Source organism: Streptococcus penaeicida (genome assembly GCF_002887775.1).
GTDB lineage: Bacteria > Bacillota > Bacilli > Lactobacillales > Streptococcaceae > Streptococcus > Streptococcus penaeicida.
In genome coordinates, this window is record NZ_LOCM01000008.1 from 58,043 (window position 1) to 75,581 (window position 17,539).

12 protein-coding genes, 4 pseudogenes and 1 riboswitch are annotated in these 17,539 nt (G+C 35.6%); of the genes and pseudogenes, 7 read left to right on the forward strand and 9 right to left on the reverse strand.

All coding sequences use genetic code 11. From position 1 onward, the window contains the following. Positions 1–32: 32 nt before the first annotated feature. The 5 genes and pseudogenes from AT575_RS01940 to AT575_RS01960 form a co-directional block, all read right to left on the reverse strand. A complete protein-coding gene (locus tag AT575_RS01940) occupies positions 33–665 on the reverse strand; it encodes a histidine phosphatase family protein (protein WP_102776920.1) in 633 nt (210 codons plus the stop codon). A 13-nt stretch (positions 666–678) separates the two neighbouring features. After that, positions 679–1,044: a YccF domain-containing protein gene (locus AT575_RS01945; protein WP_102776921.1), complete on the reverse strand. Its 366-nt coding sequence runs from the start codon at positions 1,042–1,044 to the stop codon at positions 679–681. Between the two features lie 2 nt (positions 1,045–1,046). After that, a complete protein-coding gene (locus AT575_RS01950) occupies positions 1,047–1,520 on the reverse strand; it encodes an aminoacyl-tRNA deacylase (protein WP_102776922.1) in 474 nt (157 codons plus the stop codon). Positions 1,521–1,601: 81 nt separating this feature from the next. Then, a complete protein-coding gene (thiT, locus tag AT575_RS01955; protein ID WP_102776923.1) occupies positions 1,602–2,165 on the reverse strand; it encodes an energy-coupled thiamine transporter ThiT in 564 nt (187 codons plus the stop codon). Between the two features lie 47 nt (positions 2,166–2,212). Further along, positions 2,213–2,309: riboswitch (TPP riboswitch) on the reverse strand. A gap of 71 nt (positions 2,310–2,380) precedes the next feature. After that, positions 2,381–3,225: pseudogene (locus tag AT575_RS01960) on the reverse strand (glycoside hydrolase family 25 protein). 329 nt (positions 3,226–3,554) lie between these two features. Between AT575_RS01960 and AT575_RS01965 the strand changes: the two are divergent. Together AT575_RS01965 and AT575_RS01970 are read left to right on the forward strand one after the other, a co-directional pair. Next, positions 3,555–4,058, forward strand: coding sequence for an ECF transporter S component (locus AT575_RS01965; RefSeq protein WP_071793425.1), 504 nt, complete (start codon positions 3,555–3,557; stop codon positions 4,056–4,058). Continuing rightward, entirely contained in the window at positions 4,042–4,416 is a 375-nt protein-coding gene (locus AT575_RS01970) for a DUF4430 domain-containing protein (RefSeq protein WP_102776924.1), read from the forward strand. Before AT575_RS01965 ends, AT575_RS01970 begins: the two co-directional genes overlap by 17 nt. Positions 4,417–4,453: 37 nt before the next feature. On the opposite strand, the gene pepF is transcribed toward AT575_RS01970, so the two are convergent. Then, positions 4,454–6,250, reverse strand: coding sequence for an oligoendopeptidase F (gene pepF, locus AT575_RS01975; protein WP_102776925.1), 1,797 nt, complete (start codon positions 6,248–6,250; stop codon positions 4,454–4,456). 196 nt (positions 6,251–6,446) lie between these two features. Here pepF and ppc point away from each other — a divergent pair. From ppc to tpiA, 4 genes and pseudogenes are all read left to right on the forward strand, one after another. Continuing rightward, positions 6,447–9,151, forward strand: a pseudogene (gene ppc, locus AT575_RS01980) (phosphoenolpyruvate carboxylase). Positions 9,152–9,312: 161 nt separating this feature from the next. Then, positions 9,313–10,587 carry a cell division peptidoglycan polymerase FtsW gene (gene ftsW, locus AT575_RS01985; protein ID WP_071793421.1) on the forward strand — a complete coding sequence of 425 codons (1,275 nt, stop codon included), beginning with the start codon at positions 9,313–9,315 and terminating at the stop codon, positions 10,585–10,587. 246 nt (positions 10,588–10,833) lie between these two features. Then, on the forward strand, positions 10,834–12,030 hold the full coding sequence (tuf, locus tag AT575_RS01990; protein WP_102776926.1) for an elongation factor Tu: 1,197 nt from the start codon (positions 10,834–10,836) through the stop codon (positions 12,028–12,030). Between the two features lie 219 nt (positions 12,031–12,249). Continuing rightward, positions 12,250–13,008, forward strand: a complete 759-nt coding sequence (tpiA, locus tag AT575_RS01995) for a triose-phosphate isomerase (RefSeq protein ID WP_102776927.1) — start codon at positions 12,250–12,252, stop codon at positions 13,006–13,008. 75 nt (positions 13,009–13,083) lie between these two features. On the opposite strand, the gene AT575_RS02000 is transcribed toward tpiA, so the two are convergent. From AT575_RS02000 to yidA, 3 genes and pseudogenes are all read right to left on the reverse strand, one after another. Further along, on the reverse strand, positions 13,084–14,316 hold the full coding sequence (locus AT575_RS02000) for an aminoacyltransferase (RefSeq protein ID WP_102776928.1): 1,233 nt from the start codon (positions 14,314–14,316) through the stop codon (positions 13,084–13,086). After that, a pseudogene (locus tag AT575_RS02005) lies at positions 14,316–15,541 on the reverse strand (aminoacyltransferase). Before AT575_RS02005 ends, AT575_RS02000 begins: the two are co-directional and overlap by 1 nt. Beyond that, on the reverse strand, positions 15,541–16,350 hold the full coding sequence (gene yidA / locus AT575_RS02010; RefSeq protein WP_102776929.1) for a sugar-phosphatase: 810 nt from the start codon (positions 16,348–16,350) through the stop codon (positions 15,541–15,543). The pseudogene AT575_RS02005 and the gene yidA overlap by 1 nt, the downstream one beginning before the upstream one ends. A gap of 295 nt (positions 16,351–16,645) precedes the next feature. Here yidA and AT575_RS02015 point away from each other — a divergent pair. After that, positions 16,646–17,539 (forward strand): annotated as a pseudogene (locus AT575_RS02015) (ISL3 family transposase); the annotation flags it as partial.

Here is a 17,539-nt window from a genome sequence, read left to right on the forward strand (position 1 = left end):
AGAGTTGCTTTGCAACTCTCATTTTTTATCTATTAGTGAATTTTATCATCTAAGTAGGATTTGTCGTTCCAGAGGAGGCAGTTGAAATTTTCAAAATCGTCTGTTTCTAAGACTGTTATGCTAAGATTTTTTAGGCCACCTTCTGCTCTAAGTAAAGCTGGTTCATAGCCTAGTAGCGAACGGATTGATGCCGTTAAGTTAGCTCCATGACCAACAATCAAGACATGTTCAACCTTTTTATCTGCAAAGGTTTTAATAAAGTTTTTAACACGAGTGGTCGTCTGATAAATTGATTCGGCTTCAAATTGACGGTCATTAAATTTTGCCAAATTGTGTTGAAAAGCTGACATCTGGCTGGGATAAATAGCAGTCATAGTGGCAATTTTTGTACCTTCTAATTTGCCCAATTGCCATTCTCTAAGGTCATGGCTATAGTTTATGTCTAAGTCAAGTTCAGCAGCGTCAGCTAAGAGTTGAGCTGTTTTTTGGGCACGCATCAAATCACTGGAATAGATGGCATCCAAAGGAATATTTTTCAAGAATTGGCCTAAAGCTTCAATTTCCTGATAAGATTCTTCTAAGAGTGGCGAGTCACCCGAAGCTCCTTGGAAGCGTCCTTCCAAATTCCATTCGGTTTTCCCATGACGAACAAAATAAAATTTCATTGCAAAAATTCCTTTATACTGATATGATTCTTGCCCCAAATGGGAAGAGGCTTAGTTTTGCGAGTTTTAATGATTGAATGGCAAAAGGGATGCCGACAATTGTAAGGCATAATGCAAAAGCTGAGGTTAGGTGCATAGCAACTAATGACCAACCAAAGAGGACAATCCAAATGATATTGAAAAGGAGACTTGTTGACGATTGTCCAATTTCTATGTCTTTTCCAAATGGGAAGAGGCCGAAGTTGCCAATTTTAAAACATTGAAGCCCTAAGGGAAGAAAGACGATTGTGATGCAAAGTAGGACACCTAAAAGTGACCATGCCAGCCATGCCCATAGGCCTGAAAAGAGGAACCAAATAATATTACCTAAAAATTTCATAATTACTCCTTAATTTCAGCAAATTCTGCTTCCACAAAATTGGCTAATTCTTGACTATTAATTTTAATGGAACGACCGAGCTCGCCAGCAGAAACAATGAGATTTCCTTTTTCCAAAGCAATCTTATCAATGTAAATTGGGAAGGGATGTTTTTGATGTATTCCGACAGGGTTGTTGGCACCATGAATATAACCTGTTGTTTTTTGAAGGTCTTTTTGGGGAATCATGCTCACTTTCTTATTGCCAGATACTTTTGCTAATTTCTTTTCTGACAAATGTTCTGTAATCGGTAGAATACCAATGACTGGCCCGGTTTTATCTCCTGATAAAGCCAAAGTTTTATAGATATCCTCTTTTTGAATACCATCTGGGAGTTCGTTCTTAAGGGCATTTAAAGCTAAGCTTTGATAACTGATATTGGCCTTATCTAAAATTTGTTCAACTAAGGTTTTTTTTAGTTTATTCTTTTTCGCCATATAGTCTTCCTTTAAAAATAAAAAAATGATATAAAAATAATTATACCACTTTTTTTGTATAGGGTTAAGAGCTTGATTTGATTAATCTCTAGGTGCGAAAAATTGTTTTTGTGTTTTTATTAGAATAAAAATAGCTATGACGACGAAAATTAAGGTTAGTAATCCGGCTGTACCGTTTACGGTAAATGAATACCAAACGGCTGACATTCCTTTAGGTGCATAAGAAGCCCAGAAAATAACACCAGCGATGAAGTGGAAGATGTAACGAACAGTTACGGCAAGGACTGCACCAAGTAAAGCAAAGCTGATGGCCTTTTTCGAATTATCTTGTTCAATGGCATCTTTTACTTGACTAGAAAACAATCCAGCTAAGCCCATAGCAATAAAGGCAATAATATATTCAATTAGAACTTGTGACATGCTGAGATAGTATACTTTACCAAGTACGAAATGAAGAAGTCCCCAAATGAGTCCAGCAAGAAGTCCATATTTTAAACCACGACGAAGACTAAATAAAACAAGTGGAATTGCGCCAAATGATGGGGTAAACCATGAGGCAAAATCAGGAATGAATGATAGTACCATAGCTAGCGCAGCGAAAATTGCGGCTTCGACTAAATACTTAATCTGTTTATTTTGAGACATAAAAAAACTCCTTTTTCTTCACAAAAAGAGCCTGAATTCATATTGATTGAGTTCAAGTTCACAATCCCTACGCTTGTACTAACAAGATCAGGTTGTCAGGATTTCGCAAATGCGATCTCAGCTAAAGCACTCCTTTGTGACATATATTATTTTTTCTAATTATAATATTTTTTCTAATAAACTGTCAAGGAGATGATTTTAAAAAGACCTTGAGGTCATTTTTGTTTTCCAAAAAGTTTCTCATAGGTCTTTTTTGTATCTTTATTAACAGCTATTTGGTTTAAATCAAGTGGTTTATCAAAGCCAGGTAGATAGCCTTGAGAAGTATATTGATGTAAATCATAGTCTAATTTTGTATCAGGAGCAGCTTCATAATATCCAGAATCGCTTCCATAAGTTGGAATCCAAACGGCATCGAATCCTTTAGTTGAAATATTTTGTTCTACCATAAAATAGGTTCCAATATAAAGTCCGATATTCTCAGCCCCTAATCGTTCCAATTCCTCTCGAAAGGCTGTTACTCCTTTATTCATATCTTTCATGGTTGCTTCTTCGACATCAATCCAATAATAGGTTGGGTTGTAAGGAGAAGCATTTTTGTAAAAGGCTCTTGCTTCGGCACGCATTTCTTTTGTACTTGAACCTAAAGCATAACTATATACAGCAACAGGTACTTTACGCTTTTGAAATTCTTTGATGTGAGTCTTAAATGATTTATCTATTCCAGTTGTGTAGCTGCATTATTTTTGGAAGTGATTTGAGACCCTCCAAATACTCGGACAATTGCGCCCGAAATGTTTTTCGATAAGGTATCATAATCAATATCTCTTGGTAATTGCCAACCTGAGACATCGACGATTGGATTTAAGATAAATTCTTCGGTGTCTGTTGTGCTTGATGTTTTTGTTTCTTCTTTGCTGGAAATGATTGGAACATGTGATTTTGCGAGCTTTAGCTCAGTTTCCTTTAATTGGTCTGTATGTGTTTTGCCAATCACTAATAAAAGTGCAAATAAGAGAAAAAAAACCAGCACAACTATCGGTTTTATTCTTCTTCTCATTATTGCTATTGTACCTTAATTGGTCTAAAAAATCAAAACTTCCTAACTATATTCTTATATTATCTTACAATTTAAGCTAAAATTGGTAAAATGTCAGAAAAATTCCTCAGGACTGTCATTATACCTTTGCCCAATTTGATTGTGATAAGGGATTAAGAAAAAATAGTTTCTTTTTCTTAATAGCTGCATTACCTATAACCGTATCCGAGATAAGAAAATTATAATATTTTTCTTATCTTAATTTAAATTAACACTTTTTTGTCCTTTTCTTATCTAGCATTTTTTCTGGCTTTCTGTCATAATAGTAAAAAACACTGAAAGGTTCGCATATGACTTCAAAACAAATGGCTCGAATTGCCATTTTAGCAGCTTTGGCTTTTGTCCTCAGAATGACGTTTTCGCATTTGCCAAATATTCAACCCATTTCAGCTCTTTTTTTACTAACAACTTTAATGATGGGTTATTATGAAGCTATTTTAGCAATGATTATCTCTATTTTACTAAGTTCTTTTCTATTAGGATTTGGTCCTTGGGTTTTCTGGCAAATAACAGCATTTATTATGATTATGACAATTTGGCGTTTTTTACTCTATCCATTGACAAAGAAAATTAAAGGTCCAGAAATTGTCATGCAGTCACTTTTTGCAGCTATTTTAGCATTCTTTTATGGTTTGATCATTGATTCTTGTTTTGCTTATCTATATAGTATGCCTTGGTGGTCTTATCTTTTAGCAGGTACTGTCTTTAATGGTTTACACGCAATTTCAACCTTTCTCTTTTATCCAATCTTATTAACAATTTTTCGGAGGGTTTTTAATGACAAAGTATTTTAAATGGATTTTAATTTTCGTTAGTTTAGTCTCTTTATCGGCTTGTAGTGAAAAAAATGCTGACAAAGTCTCAACTAAAGAAGAAAAGGTTGTGCGATTAATTGTTAAAGAGGATACAAATAAAATCGATGAGAAGGTTAGCTTCAAAAAAGGGGATACGGTAATGGATGTCCTTAAAGCTAATTACAAGGTAAAGGAAAAAGATGGTTTTATTATAGCTATTGATGGTTATGCTCAAAAACCAAAAGAAAAGACTTATTGGTTTTATAAGGTAAATGGGAAAATGGCCACGAAAGCTGCCAATGCTTTAAAAGTCAAAAAGGGTGATAAGATTTATTTCTATATGGAAAAAATCAAATAAAAATAGAACCAGGGACAGTGTCCTTGGTTCTTTGATTCTATTTTTCAATGTGATTGCTGTAGTCGATAATTTGATCAACGGTTTGGTTTAAGAACTGAATGGTATCACGGAGTGGCTTGTCAGTTGAAATATCAGCATTGATTAAAAGGGCTGTTTCAAGTGGTGTTTTGCTTCCACCGGATTTCAAGAATTCTAGCCATTCTTGTGCACCATTTGGATTGTTTTTTAGGTTTAAATAGCCAGCTGTTGAGATAACGAGTCCTGCAGAATAAGTATAGCTATATAAGCCCATATAATAATGAGCTTGACGCATCCAGGTAAGGGCTGCATCATCATCAATTTCAATAGCATCCCCCCAGAATTCTGTTAGCACAGCCTTCATAAGCTCGTTTAATTTTTCAGCGCCAAATGTCCCACCATTTTCAATTAACTGGTATACTTTTCGCTGGAAAGCGGCTTCCAACAAATGCGTAATAAAGTTATGGAAGTAAGTATCTGTTAAGCGATGAGCTAGGGCAAAACGTTTTTGACGGGCATCTTCAAATTGATTTTCCAAGTAATCGGAAAGAAGCAATTCGTTGAAAGTAGATGGTGCTTCAACATAATAGGTTGACATGTGAGTGTTGAAGTAGGATTGATTATTATCTGAGAAGATAAACTGGCCTGAATGCCCAATTTCATGAATCAGGGTATAGACATCTGACATGCGACCTGTCCAAGACATGAGGATATAAGGATGCACTTTATAAGGGTCGGCAGCATAGCCACCAGAATCTTTATTTTCATTGGCAGCAAAATCAACCCAACGTTCTGATTGATACCGGGCGATTTCTTGGCTGTATTCTTGACCAAGTGGTTGGATGGATTTCATGACAAAATCATAGGCATCGTCGATACTCACTTGTGGATTTAAGTCGTTATCAATATCCAACTTCCAGTCAGCAAAGGTCATTTTTTCCAGGCCATTTACATGGGCGACGTGCTTAAGGTATTTTTGAGCCACTGGACCAAATTCAGACATAATCAAGTCGATTTGACGATCAAACATGGCACGATCGACTTCTTGCTCTGCAAGGAGATAGTCAAATACAGAATCATACCCTCGCATATCTGACATTAATTTTTCAGACTTAACTTTTGCTAAGTAAGCGGCGGCTGCAGCATTCTGATGCTTACGAAGACCTGCAGAGAAGGAGCGGAAAGATTTTTCGCGAATAGCTTGGTCTTCATGGTTTTGATAGAAATTCTCATAAGAAACAAAACTGTTTGGATAGCTTTTACCCTCAACTTCAAAAGGCTCCATTTCGAAGTCACCTGCACGCATTTTAGTGTAAATATCATAAGGGGCATTCATGACTTCGCGAAGGTTGGTCATGGCTTGTTCAACTTCTGGGGCTAGTAGGTGTTGCTTTTGCAATTTAGCTTGACGAATTGTGGATCTAAAGTATTCGACCTCTTCTAATTCATCTAGGATAGCAGAATCAGCTTGAGCTAGGCTAGAATCAAAAAAGCTCAGAGCAACAGAAGCCTTTGTAACAAAATCATCACCAGCTTGTGCGATTTCAGCGAATTCTTCATTAGAAAAATCAGTTGTTTGTGGCATAAAGGCATAGGTTTCGATGTGACTAATTTGGATATAGATATGTTCAATTTCATAAAGGGCTTGTTCAAAGTCTTCTTTGGTGTTTAAGTGACCTTCATAGTTTTTCTTGAATGTTTGAACATCATCCAAAGCTTTCTCGATGGCTAGAAGGAAATCTTGTCGATCCTTGTAAAGAGCTGTTAAATCCCATAATTCATTTTCGGGAAATGTAGAGCGTTTTTTGAGTTCCATGCTTATCTCCTTTTGTTCTAATAGTTTCAGTATAACAAAAAAGCGCTTAAGAGAATAGAAAAATAAGTAAAAGCAAACATTTGTATGAATTTTTGGTAAAGTTTTTGTAAAAAGCAAACATTATATGAAAAAGAACTTACATTTACTTGAAAAAGTGGTATCATTGACTTAAGCAATGAGAAAAGGAGTGATTGATTTGACTGCTAAAAAATTAGAGAGTAGTAACCATCATAAAATGATTACTGAAGAAGTAGCTATTTTACAAAATCTACTCGAAGATATTACAAGGTCTATGGCCGGAGACCAAGTATATGCTAAAATTGAAAGAATTTTGGAATTATCACAAGGGAAAGATGCTGTTTTACTGGAGAATACTATAAGAGAATTATCCAATGACGAAATGGTTATCATCTCTCGTTATTTTTCAATTTTGCCCTTACTAATTAATATTTCTGAAGATGTTGACTTGGCCTATGAGATTAATTATCAAAATAATACCAATATTGACTACTTAGGGAAATTAGCAAACACAATTAATGAAGTCGCTTCTAAAGAAAATGCGCAAGACATTCTCGAAAAGGTAAATGTTGTACCAGTTTTAACGGCTCATCCTACGCAAGTGCAACGGAAAACTGTCTTAGAATTGACGAATCATATCCATGATTTGTTACGGAAATACCGTGATGTCAAAAATGGTGTCGTTAACCAAGAGAAATGGTTGGAAGAATTACGTCGCTACATAGAAATTATCATGCAGACCGACATCATTCGTGAAAAAAAATTAAAAGTTAAAAATGAAATCACTAATGTCATGCAATATTATGACAATTCCTTGATTCCAGCAATCACAAAATTAACCAGACAATATAAAGATCTAGCTAAATCAAAAGGCTTAGTTTTAGACAATCCAAACCCCATCACCATGGGGATGTGGATTGGTGGTGACCGTGATGGGAATCCTTTTGTTACAGCAGATACCTTAAAACAATCGGCTACTCTTCAAAGTGAAGTGATTCTAAATTATTATCTTGATAAGCTATCAGTTCTTTATAGGACTTTCTCCATGTCTTCGACATTAATAAAAACAAGTGAGGATGTTCAAGAGTTAGCAGATTTATCTAGTGATAAATCGATTTACCGTGAAAATGAGCCTTATCGAAAAGCTTTTCATTATATTAAGGCACGTTTACAAGAAACGCATTCAAGTCTTACGAAAAGTCGCTTCAAAAAATCTCTAGTTCCAGCCTATGAAAATGCCCAAGAATTTAAAAATGACCTTTTAAAAATAAAAAATTCTTTAGTTGAAAACGGAGACCGTTCTCTGATTGCTGGTGATCTGACGGAACTAATTCAAGCTGTTGATATATTTGGTTTCTTCTTGGCAAGTATTGATATGCGACAAGATTCCAGTGTTCAGGAAGCATGTGTGGCTGAATTGCTGAAAGCAGCAAATATTGAAGAAGACTATTCATCCCTTTCTGAGTTTGAAAAATGTCAACTTCTACACAAACAATTATCCGAAGATCCAAGAACACTATCTTCGACAAATGTTGAGAAATCAGAACTCTTAGAGAAAGAACTTGCTATTTACAGAGCTGCACGTCGCTTAAAAGATAAACTAGGCGATGAGGTTATCAAACAACACATCATCTCTCATACTGAGAGTGTGTCAGATATGTTTGAATTAGCAATCATGCTTAAAGAAGTTGGCCTTGTGGATAGGGATAGTGCACGTGTTCAGATTGTTCCACTATTTGAAACTATCGAAGATTTGGACAACTCGAATCATATTATGACCGAGTACCTAGCCTATCCTATGGTTAAGAATTGGATTGCTTCCAAAGGTAACTATCAAGAAATTATGTTAGGGTATTCTGACAGCAATAAGGATGGTGGCTATTTATCATCAGGTTGGACTCTTTATAAAGCTCAAAATGATTTAACTGAAATCGGACAAAAAAATGGTATCAAAATTACTTTCTTCCATGGTCGTGGTGGGACTGTTGGACGAGGTGGTGGTCCATCTTATGATGCAATAACGTCCCAACCGTTCGGATCCATTAAAGATCGTATTCGTTTGACTGAGCAAGGTGAAATCATTGAGAATAAGTATGGTAACAAAGACGTTGCCTACTATAATCTAGAAATGTTGATTTCAGCTTCTGTCAATCGCATGGTTACAAGAATGCTTACTAACCTGATGAAATTGATGGGTTTAGAGAAATCATGGAAGGTATTGTGGACTTTAGTAATAAGGTCTACCGAGATTTAGTTTTCGGTAATCCTCATTTTTATGATTACTTTTTTGAGGCTAGTCCTATTAAAGAAGTATCGAGTTTAAATATCGGTTCTAGACCAGCTGCTCGTAAAACCATTACTGAAATTTCTGGTTTACGGGCTATCCCATGGGTCTTCTCTTGGTCTCAAAATCGAATCATGTTCCCAGGTTGGTATGGTGTCGGTTCTGCATTTAAACAATATATTGATCAAGAAGAAGGTAATTTAGCTAAGTTGCAACATATGTATGAAAAATGGCCTTTCTTCCATTCCTTATTGTCAAATGTTGATATGGTGCTTTCAAAATCAAATATGAATATTGCTTTCCAATACGCTCAGTTGGCTGAAAAAGAGGAAGTGAGAGATATTTTCCATACCATTTTAGATGAGTGGCAATTAACTAAAAATATGATTTTGGCTATTGAGCAACATGATGAGTTATTAGAGGATAACCAATCATTGAAACAAAGTTTGGATTACCGACTTCCTTATTTCAATGTTCTAAATTATATTCAAATTGAGCTTATTAAACGCTTACGTCATCACCAACTGGATGAAGATTATGAAAAATTAATCCATATTACGATTAATGGTATAGCGACTGGTCTTCGTAACTCTGGTTAAGTAAGATAAGAAGTAACTACCTTAAAAAAATTAATATCATTTTTGAAAAAATGTTCAATTTACTAGAGAGATTAAGACAGACATTAGTCTGTCTTTTCCCTTTTTTTTGCTTTAGAAAGATGATATAATGCTTAAAGATTATCAGAAAAACAGGGGAAATTATGAAAATTGATAAAAGGCATCTCTTAAATTATTCGATTCTTTTGCCTTATCTAATCCTTTCGATTATCGGTCTGATCATGGTCTATTCTACGACTAGTGCAACATTGATCCAATTGAATGCAAATCCTTTTAAGTCGGTCTTAAGTCAGGGAATTTTTTGGTTGATTAGTTTAACTGCAATTTCTTTTATTTATAAGTTGAAACTAAATTTTTTAAATAACCATGGTTTGTTGGTAATGGTCATGTTATTTGAAGCAGCATTGCTCTTGATTGCCCGATTTTTTACTCAGGAAGTTAATGGAGCTCATGGTTGGATTGTTTTAGGACCACTAAGTTTTCAACCAGCAGAATACCTGAAAATTATCATGGTCTGGTATCTGGCACATACTTTTGCCCGTAAACAAGAAGAAATTGCCTTATATGATTATCAAGCTTTGACAAAAAGAAGATGGTGGCCAAGACAGAGTAGTGATTTAAAAGACTGGCGTGTCTATTCACTATTTCTAATCTTGTTAGTTGCTGCTCAACCCGATTTAGGTAATGCGGCCATTATTGTTTTAACAGCAATTTTAATGATTACCATTAGTGGAATCGGCTATCGCTGGTTCTCTGGAATATTATCTTTAATTACAGTTCTTTCAACCATATTCCTAGGCTCAATTAAAGTTATTGGTGTGGAACGTGTTGCAAAGGTACCCATTTTTGGTTATGTTGCTAAACGTTTTAGTGCTTATTTTAATCCTTTCAAAGATTTAACGGATTCTGGGCACCAGTTAGCTCACTCTTATTATGCTATGAGTAATGGAGGTTGGTTCGGTGTCGGTTTAGGTAACTCAATTGAAAAAAGGGGCTACCTACCTGAAGCTCAAACAGACTTCGTCTTTTCAATCGTTATTGAAGAACTTGGTTTGATTGGGGCAGGATTGATTCTGGCTCTAGTCTTCTTTTTAATTCTCCGTATTATGAATGTTGGTATTAAAGCTAAAAAACCATTCAATGCCATGGTTGCATTAGGTGTTGGTGGTATGATACTAATGCAAGTTTTTGTAAATATTGGTGGTATTTCAGGAATTATTCCGTCAACAGGTGTAACTTTCCCATTCCTATCTCAAGGTGGTAATAGTTTACTGGTTTTATCAGTTGCCATTGGTTTTGTACTCAATATTGATGCTAACGAGAAGAAAGAAGATATCTTAAAAGAAGCTGAACTATCCTATCGCAAAACAATGCGTGACGAGAATGGTAAGATTGTTAATATCAGTCGTTTTAAATAAGTTATTAAAAGAATAGACCTATTACAAGTAGGTCTATTTTTTTACCTTCAAAAAGGAAAGTGATTGAAGAAGTAGTAACTTAAGAATACTGTATTTTAAAAATAGCATTTTGAAATAAGAAAGAATTGCCAATCAATATAAAACACTTGCTTTTTCTTAATAATTTGCTACAATAGTAAGGTAAAGTTAGACTGTATTGCCTACCGTCTATCTATAAAATATATTTTATTGGAGGCTTTTCCCAAAATGGCAAAAGAAAAATACGATCGTAGTAAACCCCACGTTAACATTGGTACAATCGGACACGTTGACCATGGTAAAACTACATTAACAGCTGCAATTACAACTGTTCTTGCACGTCGCTTACCAACTTCAGTTAACCAACCAAAAGATTATGCTTCTATCGATGCTGCTCCAGAAGAGCGCGAACGCGGAATCACAATCAACACTGCACACGTTGAGTATGAAACTGAAACTCGTCACTATGCCCACATCGATGCCCCAGGACACGCGGACTATGTTAAAAACATGATCACTGGTGCTGCCCAAATGGACGGAGCTATCCTTGTTGTTGCATCAACTGATGGACCAATGCCACAAACACGTGAGCACATCCTTCTTTCACGTCAGGTTGGTGTTAAACACCTTATCGTCTTCATGAACAAAGTTGACCTTGTTGATGATGAAGAATTGCTTGAATTAGTTGAAATGGAAATCCGTGACCTTCTTTCAGAATACGATTTCCCAGGTGATGACCTTCCAGTTATCCAAGGTTCAGCTCTTAAAGCTCTTGAAGGTGATTCTAAATATGAAGATATCGTCATGGAATTGATGAAAACTGTTGACGAATATATTCCAGAACCAGAACGTGATACTGACAAACCATTACTTCTTCCAGTCGAAGATGTATTCTCAATCACTGGACGTGGTACTGTAGCTTCAGGACGTATCGACCGTGGTACTGTTCGTGTCAACGACGAAATCGAAATCGTTGGTATCAAAGAAGATACTAAAAAAGCTGTTGTTACTGGTGTTGAAATGTTCCGTAAACAACTTGACGAAGGTCTTGCAGGAGACAACGTAGGTATCCTTCTTCGTGGTGTTCAACGTGATGAAATCGAACGTGGACAAGTTATTGCTAAACCAGGTTCAATCAACCCACACACTAAATTTAAAGGTGAAGTATACATCCTTTCTAAAGAAGAAGGTGGACGTCATACTCCATTCTTCAACAACTACCGCCCACAATTCTACTTCCGTACAACTGACGTAACTGGTTCAATCGAACTTCCAGCTGGTACAGAAATGGTTATGCCTGGTGATAACGTGACTATCAATGTTGAATTGATTCACCCAATCGCCGTAGAACAAGGTACAACTTTCTCAATTCGTGAAGGTGGACGTACTGTTGGTTCAGGTATCGTTTCAGAAATCGAAGCTTAATTTTAATTAAGTTCCCAGAATAACAATTAGAGTCAGACAACTCAGATTGTAGGGACCCCGTAAGGGGTCTTTTTTATATTCTGAGATACTTTTAGAAAATATTTTCAGAAAATAAGTAATTCTTTGTGAAAAAAATCCTAAAATGTAGTCATATTCTTTTATTAGGTCCAAAATTGTGATAAAATAGTAGTGTAAATAAAAAAAGAAGAGGTATGTGAAATGTCACGTAAACCATTTATTGCCGGAAACTGGAAAATGAACAAAAATCCTGAAGAAGCTAAAGCATTTATTGAAGAAGTAGCTTCTAAATTAACTTCATCAGAATTTGTTGAAGCAGGGATTGCAGCTCCAGCTCTCGATCTTTACACTGTTCTTGAAGCGGCTAAAGGATCAGAATTAAAAGTTGCAGCTCAAAATGCTTATTTTGAAAACTCAGGTGCTTTCACAGGTGAAAACAGCCCTAAAGTATTAGCTGAAATGGGTACTGACTATGTTGTTATTGGTCATTCTGAACGTCGTGAATACTTCCATGAAACTGATGAAGACATCAACAAAAAAGCAAAAGCAATCTTTGCTAACGGTTTGACACCAATTATTTGTTGTGGTGAAACTCTTGAAACTTATGAAGCAGGTAAAGCAGTTGACTTCGTAGGTGCTCAAGTATCTGCTGCATTAGCTGGTTTAACTGAAGAACAAGTTTCTTCATTAGTGATTGCTTATGAACCAATTTGGGCAATCGGTACTGGCAAATCTGCGACTCAAGAAGATGCACAAAAAATGTGTAAAGCAGTACGTGATGTTGTAGCAGCTGATTTTGGTCAAGCAGTTGCTGATAAAGTCCGTGTTCAATACGGTGGTTCAGTAAAACCAGAAAACGTTGCTTCATATATGGAATGTCCAGATGTTGATGGTGCTTTAGTTGGTGGTGCATCACTTGATGCCGCAAGCTTCTTAGCTTTGTTAGATTTCGTTAAATAATTTTCTTAAAAAGCTATTGTTTATGTTTAAACAATAGCTTTTTTGGCATCAAAAAAGACAGTCTACACTGTCTTTTTAGTATCGTCTTAAGATTTTTTTAATAGTTTTGATGATTTTTTGCTTGACTGGATTTGGGTAATAGTAAAATGTACCCATTGTTTGTTCAATGTGACCATTAAAATTCTGTTTGAATCCTAAGACTCCATCAGTTCCATCAAAATAACCAGAGATTCCTAATAAATTATAACGTTTAATACCACGCTGAATTGCTTCAAGCATTACATATTCTTGTAGTACTGCAGGTGCATAGAATTTATTGAATTCTGAATAGGAGCCACTAAAGAAATAGGTTGCTTCTTGCTCCATAAATACAAATAAAGACCCGGCAAGGATAACATCCTGATCACCGTATTTTTGAATAAATTCATTAGCTTCTGCAATACGAACATCAAAAGTTTGATGTTGACTTGAGAATTCTTTATGTTGATTACGTTTCTTTTCAGAATTAGGATTTACTTCTAAATCGGCTACTAGTTTTTGTATTTTTTCTGCCAATTTTGCTTGATCTTTTTGCAAATTTGTTAGATAGTCTTTGAAATTGAGTGTTGCAACTAGAAACTCGGCCTTATCATTAAAGGCATCGTAAAAGTATTCATAGTATTCGATAGGTTTATCATCATAATTGCGACGCTCAGAAGTAGAAGAGGTAACTTCTTTAAATTGAATAAGTTCGTCTCTTTTTAATTTTTTGATTTGAATTCCAAAGGTTTTTGCTTTTTTGACTAAGGGTTTCCCTTTTTTACTAAACGACTTTAGAAGATTTTTCCCTGTCAAGTCAGTCAAATCCTTAACATAATGCCAATCGTGCTTATCAAAGCCAATTTGAGGTTGTTCATGGACAAAACCTAAGTTTTGATATAAATCAATATAGTTTTGATCTAATTCAGTTAATGGGTTACCATGATCATCAAACATTCGAAAGTGACCATATGGTTTGATGACTAATTCCATTACTTTTTTGGATTTAGCATATGATTTTAAATCCTTAAGAAAGTCGGCTAAATAACTTTCATCCTTCCAGAGGGGACCATAATGAATTTCCATGTGTAAGCCACCAGCGATTGGAGTAGTGAAAAGTAGAGCAACTATCTGTAACTGACCATCATTATCTTGAAAGCCTTTCATTTCGGTCTCATAGCCTCTATTTTCAAGTAATGCACTCATATTGGCAGATTGCTCAAAATAACGGAATTCTACTTGAGAAGCAAAGGCTTCAAATGCTTCTTTGGTTAAAGTTACTAAAGGCATTAATGTTTACTCCTTAATTTTTTTCGAATTTTATAGCCAACATGGCTGGATGGTAAAAGAGGCTGACGGGAATATTAAATTCACCAGCAAATTCTTCTATTTGTGGATTTAGTTTAGCTTTAAAACTATAGAGACCGCCATTTAATTGATTCTCAATCCCACCCATGTTTTGCCATTGACATCCTCTACGAAAAGCTTCAGCAGCAGTTTCGTACCAAGTTAATAGTGGAGCTTGATAGACTTTATAGCTATCATCCATTCCAGCATAAAGATTCTCTGATGTTTGTCCAAAGTTAAGGGACAAGGTCGCTGCTAGTGGGACGGTTTCTTTTCCTGAATCTAAATCATTTTGGATTAATTCTAGTTCAGAAGTTAATCTAGTAATGGTGTTAAAATTTTCTTTGACTTTTGATTCTCTTGTTTTTTCAGTAAATTTTTCTTTTTCTGATAGTGCTTTCATTATTTGAGTTTCAAGTAGTGCTTTTCTTTCGACCATATTAACTTTTGCCATTGTGATATAAGATTGCTCACCTGGATAGGTCTCCATCAAAGTTCGATAATAATCGATACCACGAAGATTAATGCCTTTACGGGATTCTGTTTTCTTCATCAATTCAGCAAAATCTTCCAAGAGTTCTTGACCACCAATAGTAATGGTGACTCCCTTGTTCTGAGCTGTACGGATTGCTTGTCGTGTTTTCTTAGGGAAGTTTACAAGGTCAAAGTCTTTGGCATAGAGATTGGCTTGAAGGCGTGGTTGGATATTTTGTCCAATATCTTCTGTCCTACCTGTCCATTCAATACCGTGACTTTTCATAAAGGAAATGGCAGATAAAGTTAAGTCATTTTCTTCGACATCTGTGATTTCCTTATCAACAGGAAATTGTTTTAGAAAAAGACTTGGGTCAAATTTAACAAAGAGTGCCTTTTTACTTTTTCCGAATTTTCTTAAAGAATTGATGACAAAATCGACTAATTCGAAATTAGTATAATCCATAATAGGTCCACGAGGAATATAGATTAGGCTAAAATTCAGAGGCAATGGACGAATGAGAAGGGCAGCGGAAGCGACCAATTCTTCATTTTCATAAAAGCCAATGATTTCTTGCTTCCACTCTTCTTTGACACTTGCCCAATTAGCGCTTTGTAATAAGTTACAATTAGGATGTCCGAGAACAAAGGCATCGTGTTCTTCTTTTGGAATGCCAACTTTGTATGTAAACATTAATGTAAAACCCACTCGCGTATAGCATAAGCTACGCCGCTTTCGTTATTAGATTTAGTGATGTATTTAGCAATTTTCTTCAATTCTGGACTTCCATTTTCCATAACGACTGGATTGCCAACAACCTCAAGCATTGCTCGATCGTTTTCGGCGTCACCAATTGCCATTGTTTGGTCCATGTCTAATCCTAATTTTTCAGCTAAATGAATAATTGCATTACCCTTTGAAACTGATTTCAGCATGAATTCTAAGTAGAAGGGTGTTGATTTGACAATATTGTATTTGTCGTAATATTCTTGTGGAATATTTTTGATGGCGGCGTCTAAAACATCTGGCTCATCAATCATCATCATTTTGACGATTTCTTTTGAAGCCATTTCTTCAGGCGTTCTGTAGGATATAGGCATATTAACCAAGGTTGATTCATGTACTGTATATTTACCGATATTCCTGTTTGCGGTGTAGATTCCCTCTTTAGTGATAGCATGCATGTGGAGTCCAATTTTACGACTGAGGAATTCAATGTCCAAGTAATCTTCGTAAGACATGGTTTCCTTAACAATTTCTTCACCAGTTTCAGCATCTTGGACTAAGCCACCATTAAAAGTAATGACATAAGATCCTTTATGGTTTAAATTGAGTTCATCTAAGAGCCCAGTTACGCCGGCAATTGGTCGACCAGTGGCGATAACAACTTGTACATCATTAGCTTTTGCATCCTGAACAGCTTCAAAAACTTGGCTTGTCACTTTACGATCATCGGTTATAAGAGTGCCGTCAATATCGACAGCAACTAATTTGATAGACATGGAGATCTCCTTGTTTCTTATCATTTATCATTTATTCAAAAATATCTACCTTCTATCATACTAAAAAAGCAAGCTTTTGTCATGAAATCGAACATCTTGAAACCTTGATTTAATAAAGAAAACGTTTTAATTATTAGAATTACTGAAAATAAAAAAGAGGGCTCTATAATTTCTGTAGTGGGTAAATCCACTAAAGAGGTTATAGGGTCTTTTTCGTTATTGAAATTTTTCACATCAAAAAAGCCCCATATGACCTATAATGAAAAGCGACGAAACCATCATTAGAAAGAATCATATGGAACTACTTAAGAATACCACAGAATTACTCGGTTTAAAAGACCCTAATATCAAAATCTTATTTGTCTTAAAACATAAAACACATATTGAAATGAGGGCTAAGCTGGATTACAAGCCTACTCTTTGTCCTCATTGTAAAGGTACTATGATCAAGTATGACTTTCAGAAACCATCAAAAATTCCTATACTTGATTGCCAAGGATTTCCTTGTGTTCTCCATCTCAAAAAGCGTCGCTTCCAATGTAAATCGTGCTCTAGAGTGACTGTTTCGGAGACTCCTCTAGTTCTAAAGAATCATCAAATATCTCAGCCTGTACTATTTAAGATTACCCAACTCCTCACTAATACAATGACCAATTCTGACATTGCTAGAACCCTTCATGTCTCTGTATCTGTTGTTCAACGTAAGTTAGCACAATTTACCTTCAAAGAGGGATTTTCATCTTTACCTGAGATACTCTCCTGGGATGAGTTCTCTCGCAATAAAGGAAAACTAGCTTTTATTGCTCAAGATTTTGAATCTCGTAAAATCATCACCATTCTTGACAACAACCGTCAAACCACCATCAAAAATTATTTCTATAAATACACTAGAAAAGTGAGAGAACATGTTAAAGTTGTAACTGTTGATATGTCAGGAAGCTATATTCCTATCATTAAGCAATTGTTCCCTAAAGCTAAGATTGTCCTTGATCGCTTTCATATTATCCAACACTTATCCCGTGCTATGATGACGACAAGAATTGCCATCATGAAATCTTTTGATACTAAATCTCAGACTTACCGTCTCTTGAAATACCATTGGCGATTCTTTCAGAAAGACAGCGTAAACTCTCAGTTAAACCCTTTTACTGCAGAACCTTAGGTCAAACTGTAACTCCGAAGGAAGTGA

Bases quoted from the DNA above. Each gene is read 5' to 3' on its own strand.
- tpiA (WP_102776927.1), top strand. From the start codon at position 12,250: ATGTCACGTAAACCATTTATTGCCGGAAACTGGAAAATGAACAAAAAT.
- AT575_RS02000 (WP_102776928.1), bottom strand. From the start codon at position 14,316: ATGCCTTTAGTAACTTTAACCAAAGAAGCATTTGAAGCCTTTGCTTCT.
- AT575_RS01965 (WP_071793425.1), top strand. From the start codon at position 3,555: ATGACTTCAAAACAAATGGCTCGAATTGCCATTTTAGCAGCTTTGGCT.
- thiT (WP_102776923.1), bottom strand. From the start codon at position 2,165: ATGTCTCAAAATAAACAGATTAAGTATTTAGTCGAAGCCGCAATTTTC.
- AT575_RS01940 (WP_102776920.1), bottom strand. From the start codon at position 665: ATGAAATTTTATTTTGTTCGTCATGGGAAAACCGAATGGAATTTGGAA.
- yidA (WP_102776929.1), bottom strand. From the start codon at position 16,350: ATGTCTATCAAATTAGTTGCTGTCGATATTGACGGCACTCTTATAACC.
- AT575_RS01970 (WP_102776924.1), top strand. From the start codon at position 4,042: ATGACAAAGTATTTTAAATGGATTTTAATTTTCGTTAGTTTAGTCTCT.
- AT575_RS01945 (WP_102776921.1), bottom strand. From the start codon at position 1,044: ATGAAATTTTTAGGTAATATTATTTGGTTCCTCTTTTCAGGCCTATGG.
- ftsW (WP_071793421.1), top strand. From the start codon at position 9,313: ATGAAAATTGATAAAAGGCATCTCTTAAATTATTCGATTCTTTTGCCT.
- pepF (WP_102776925.1), bottom strand. From the start codon at position 6,250: ATGGAACTCAAAAAACGCTCTACATTTCCCGAAAATGAATTATGGGAT.
- tuf (WP_102776926.1), top strand. From the start codon at position 10,834: ATGGCAAAAGAAAAATACGATCGTAGTAAACCCCACGTTAACATTGGT.
- AT575_RS01950 (WP_102776922.1), bottom strand. From the start codon at position 1,520: ATGGCGAAAAAGAATAAACTAAAAAAAACCTTAGTTGAACAAATTTTA.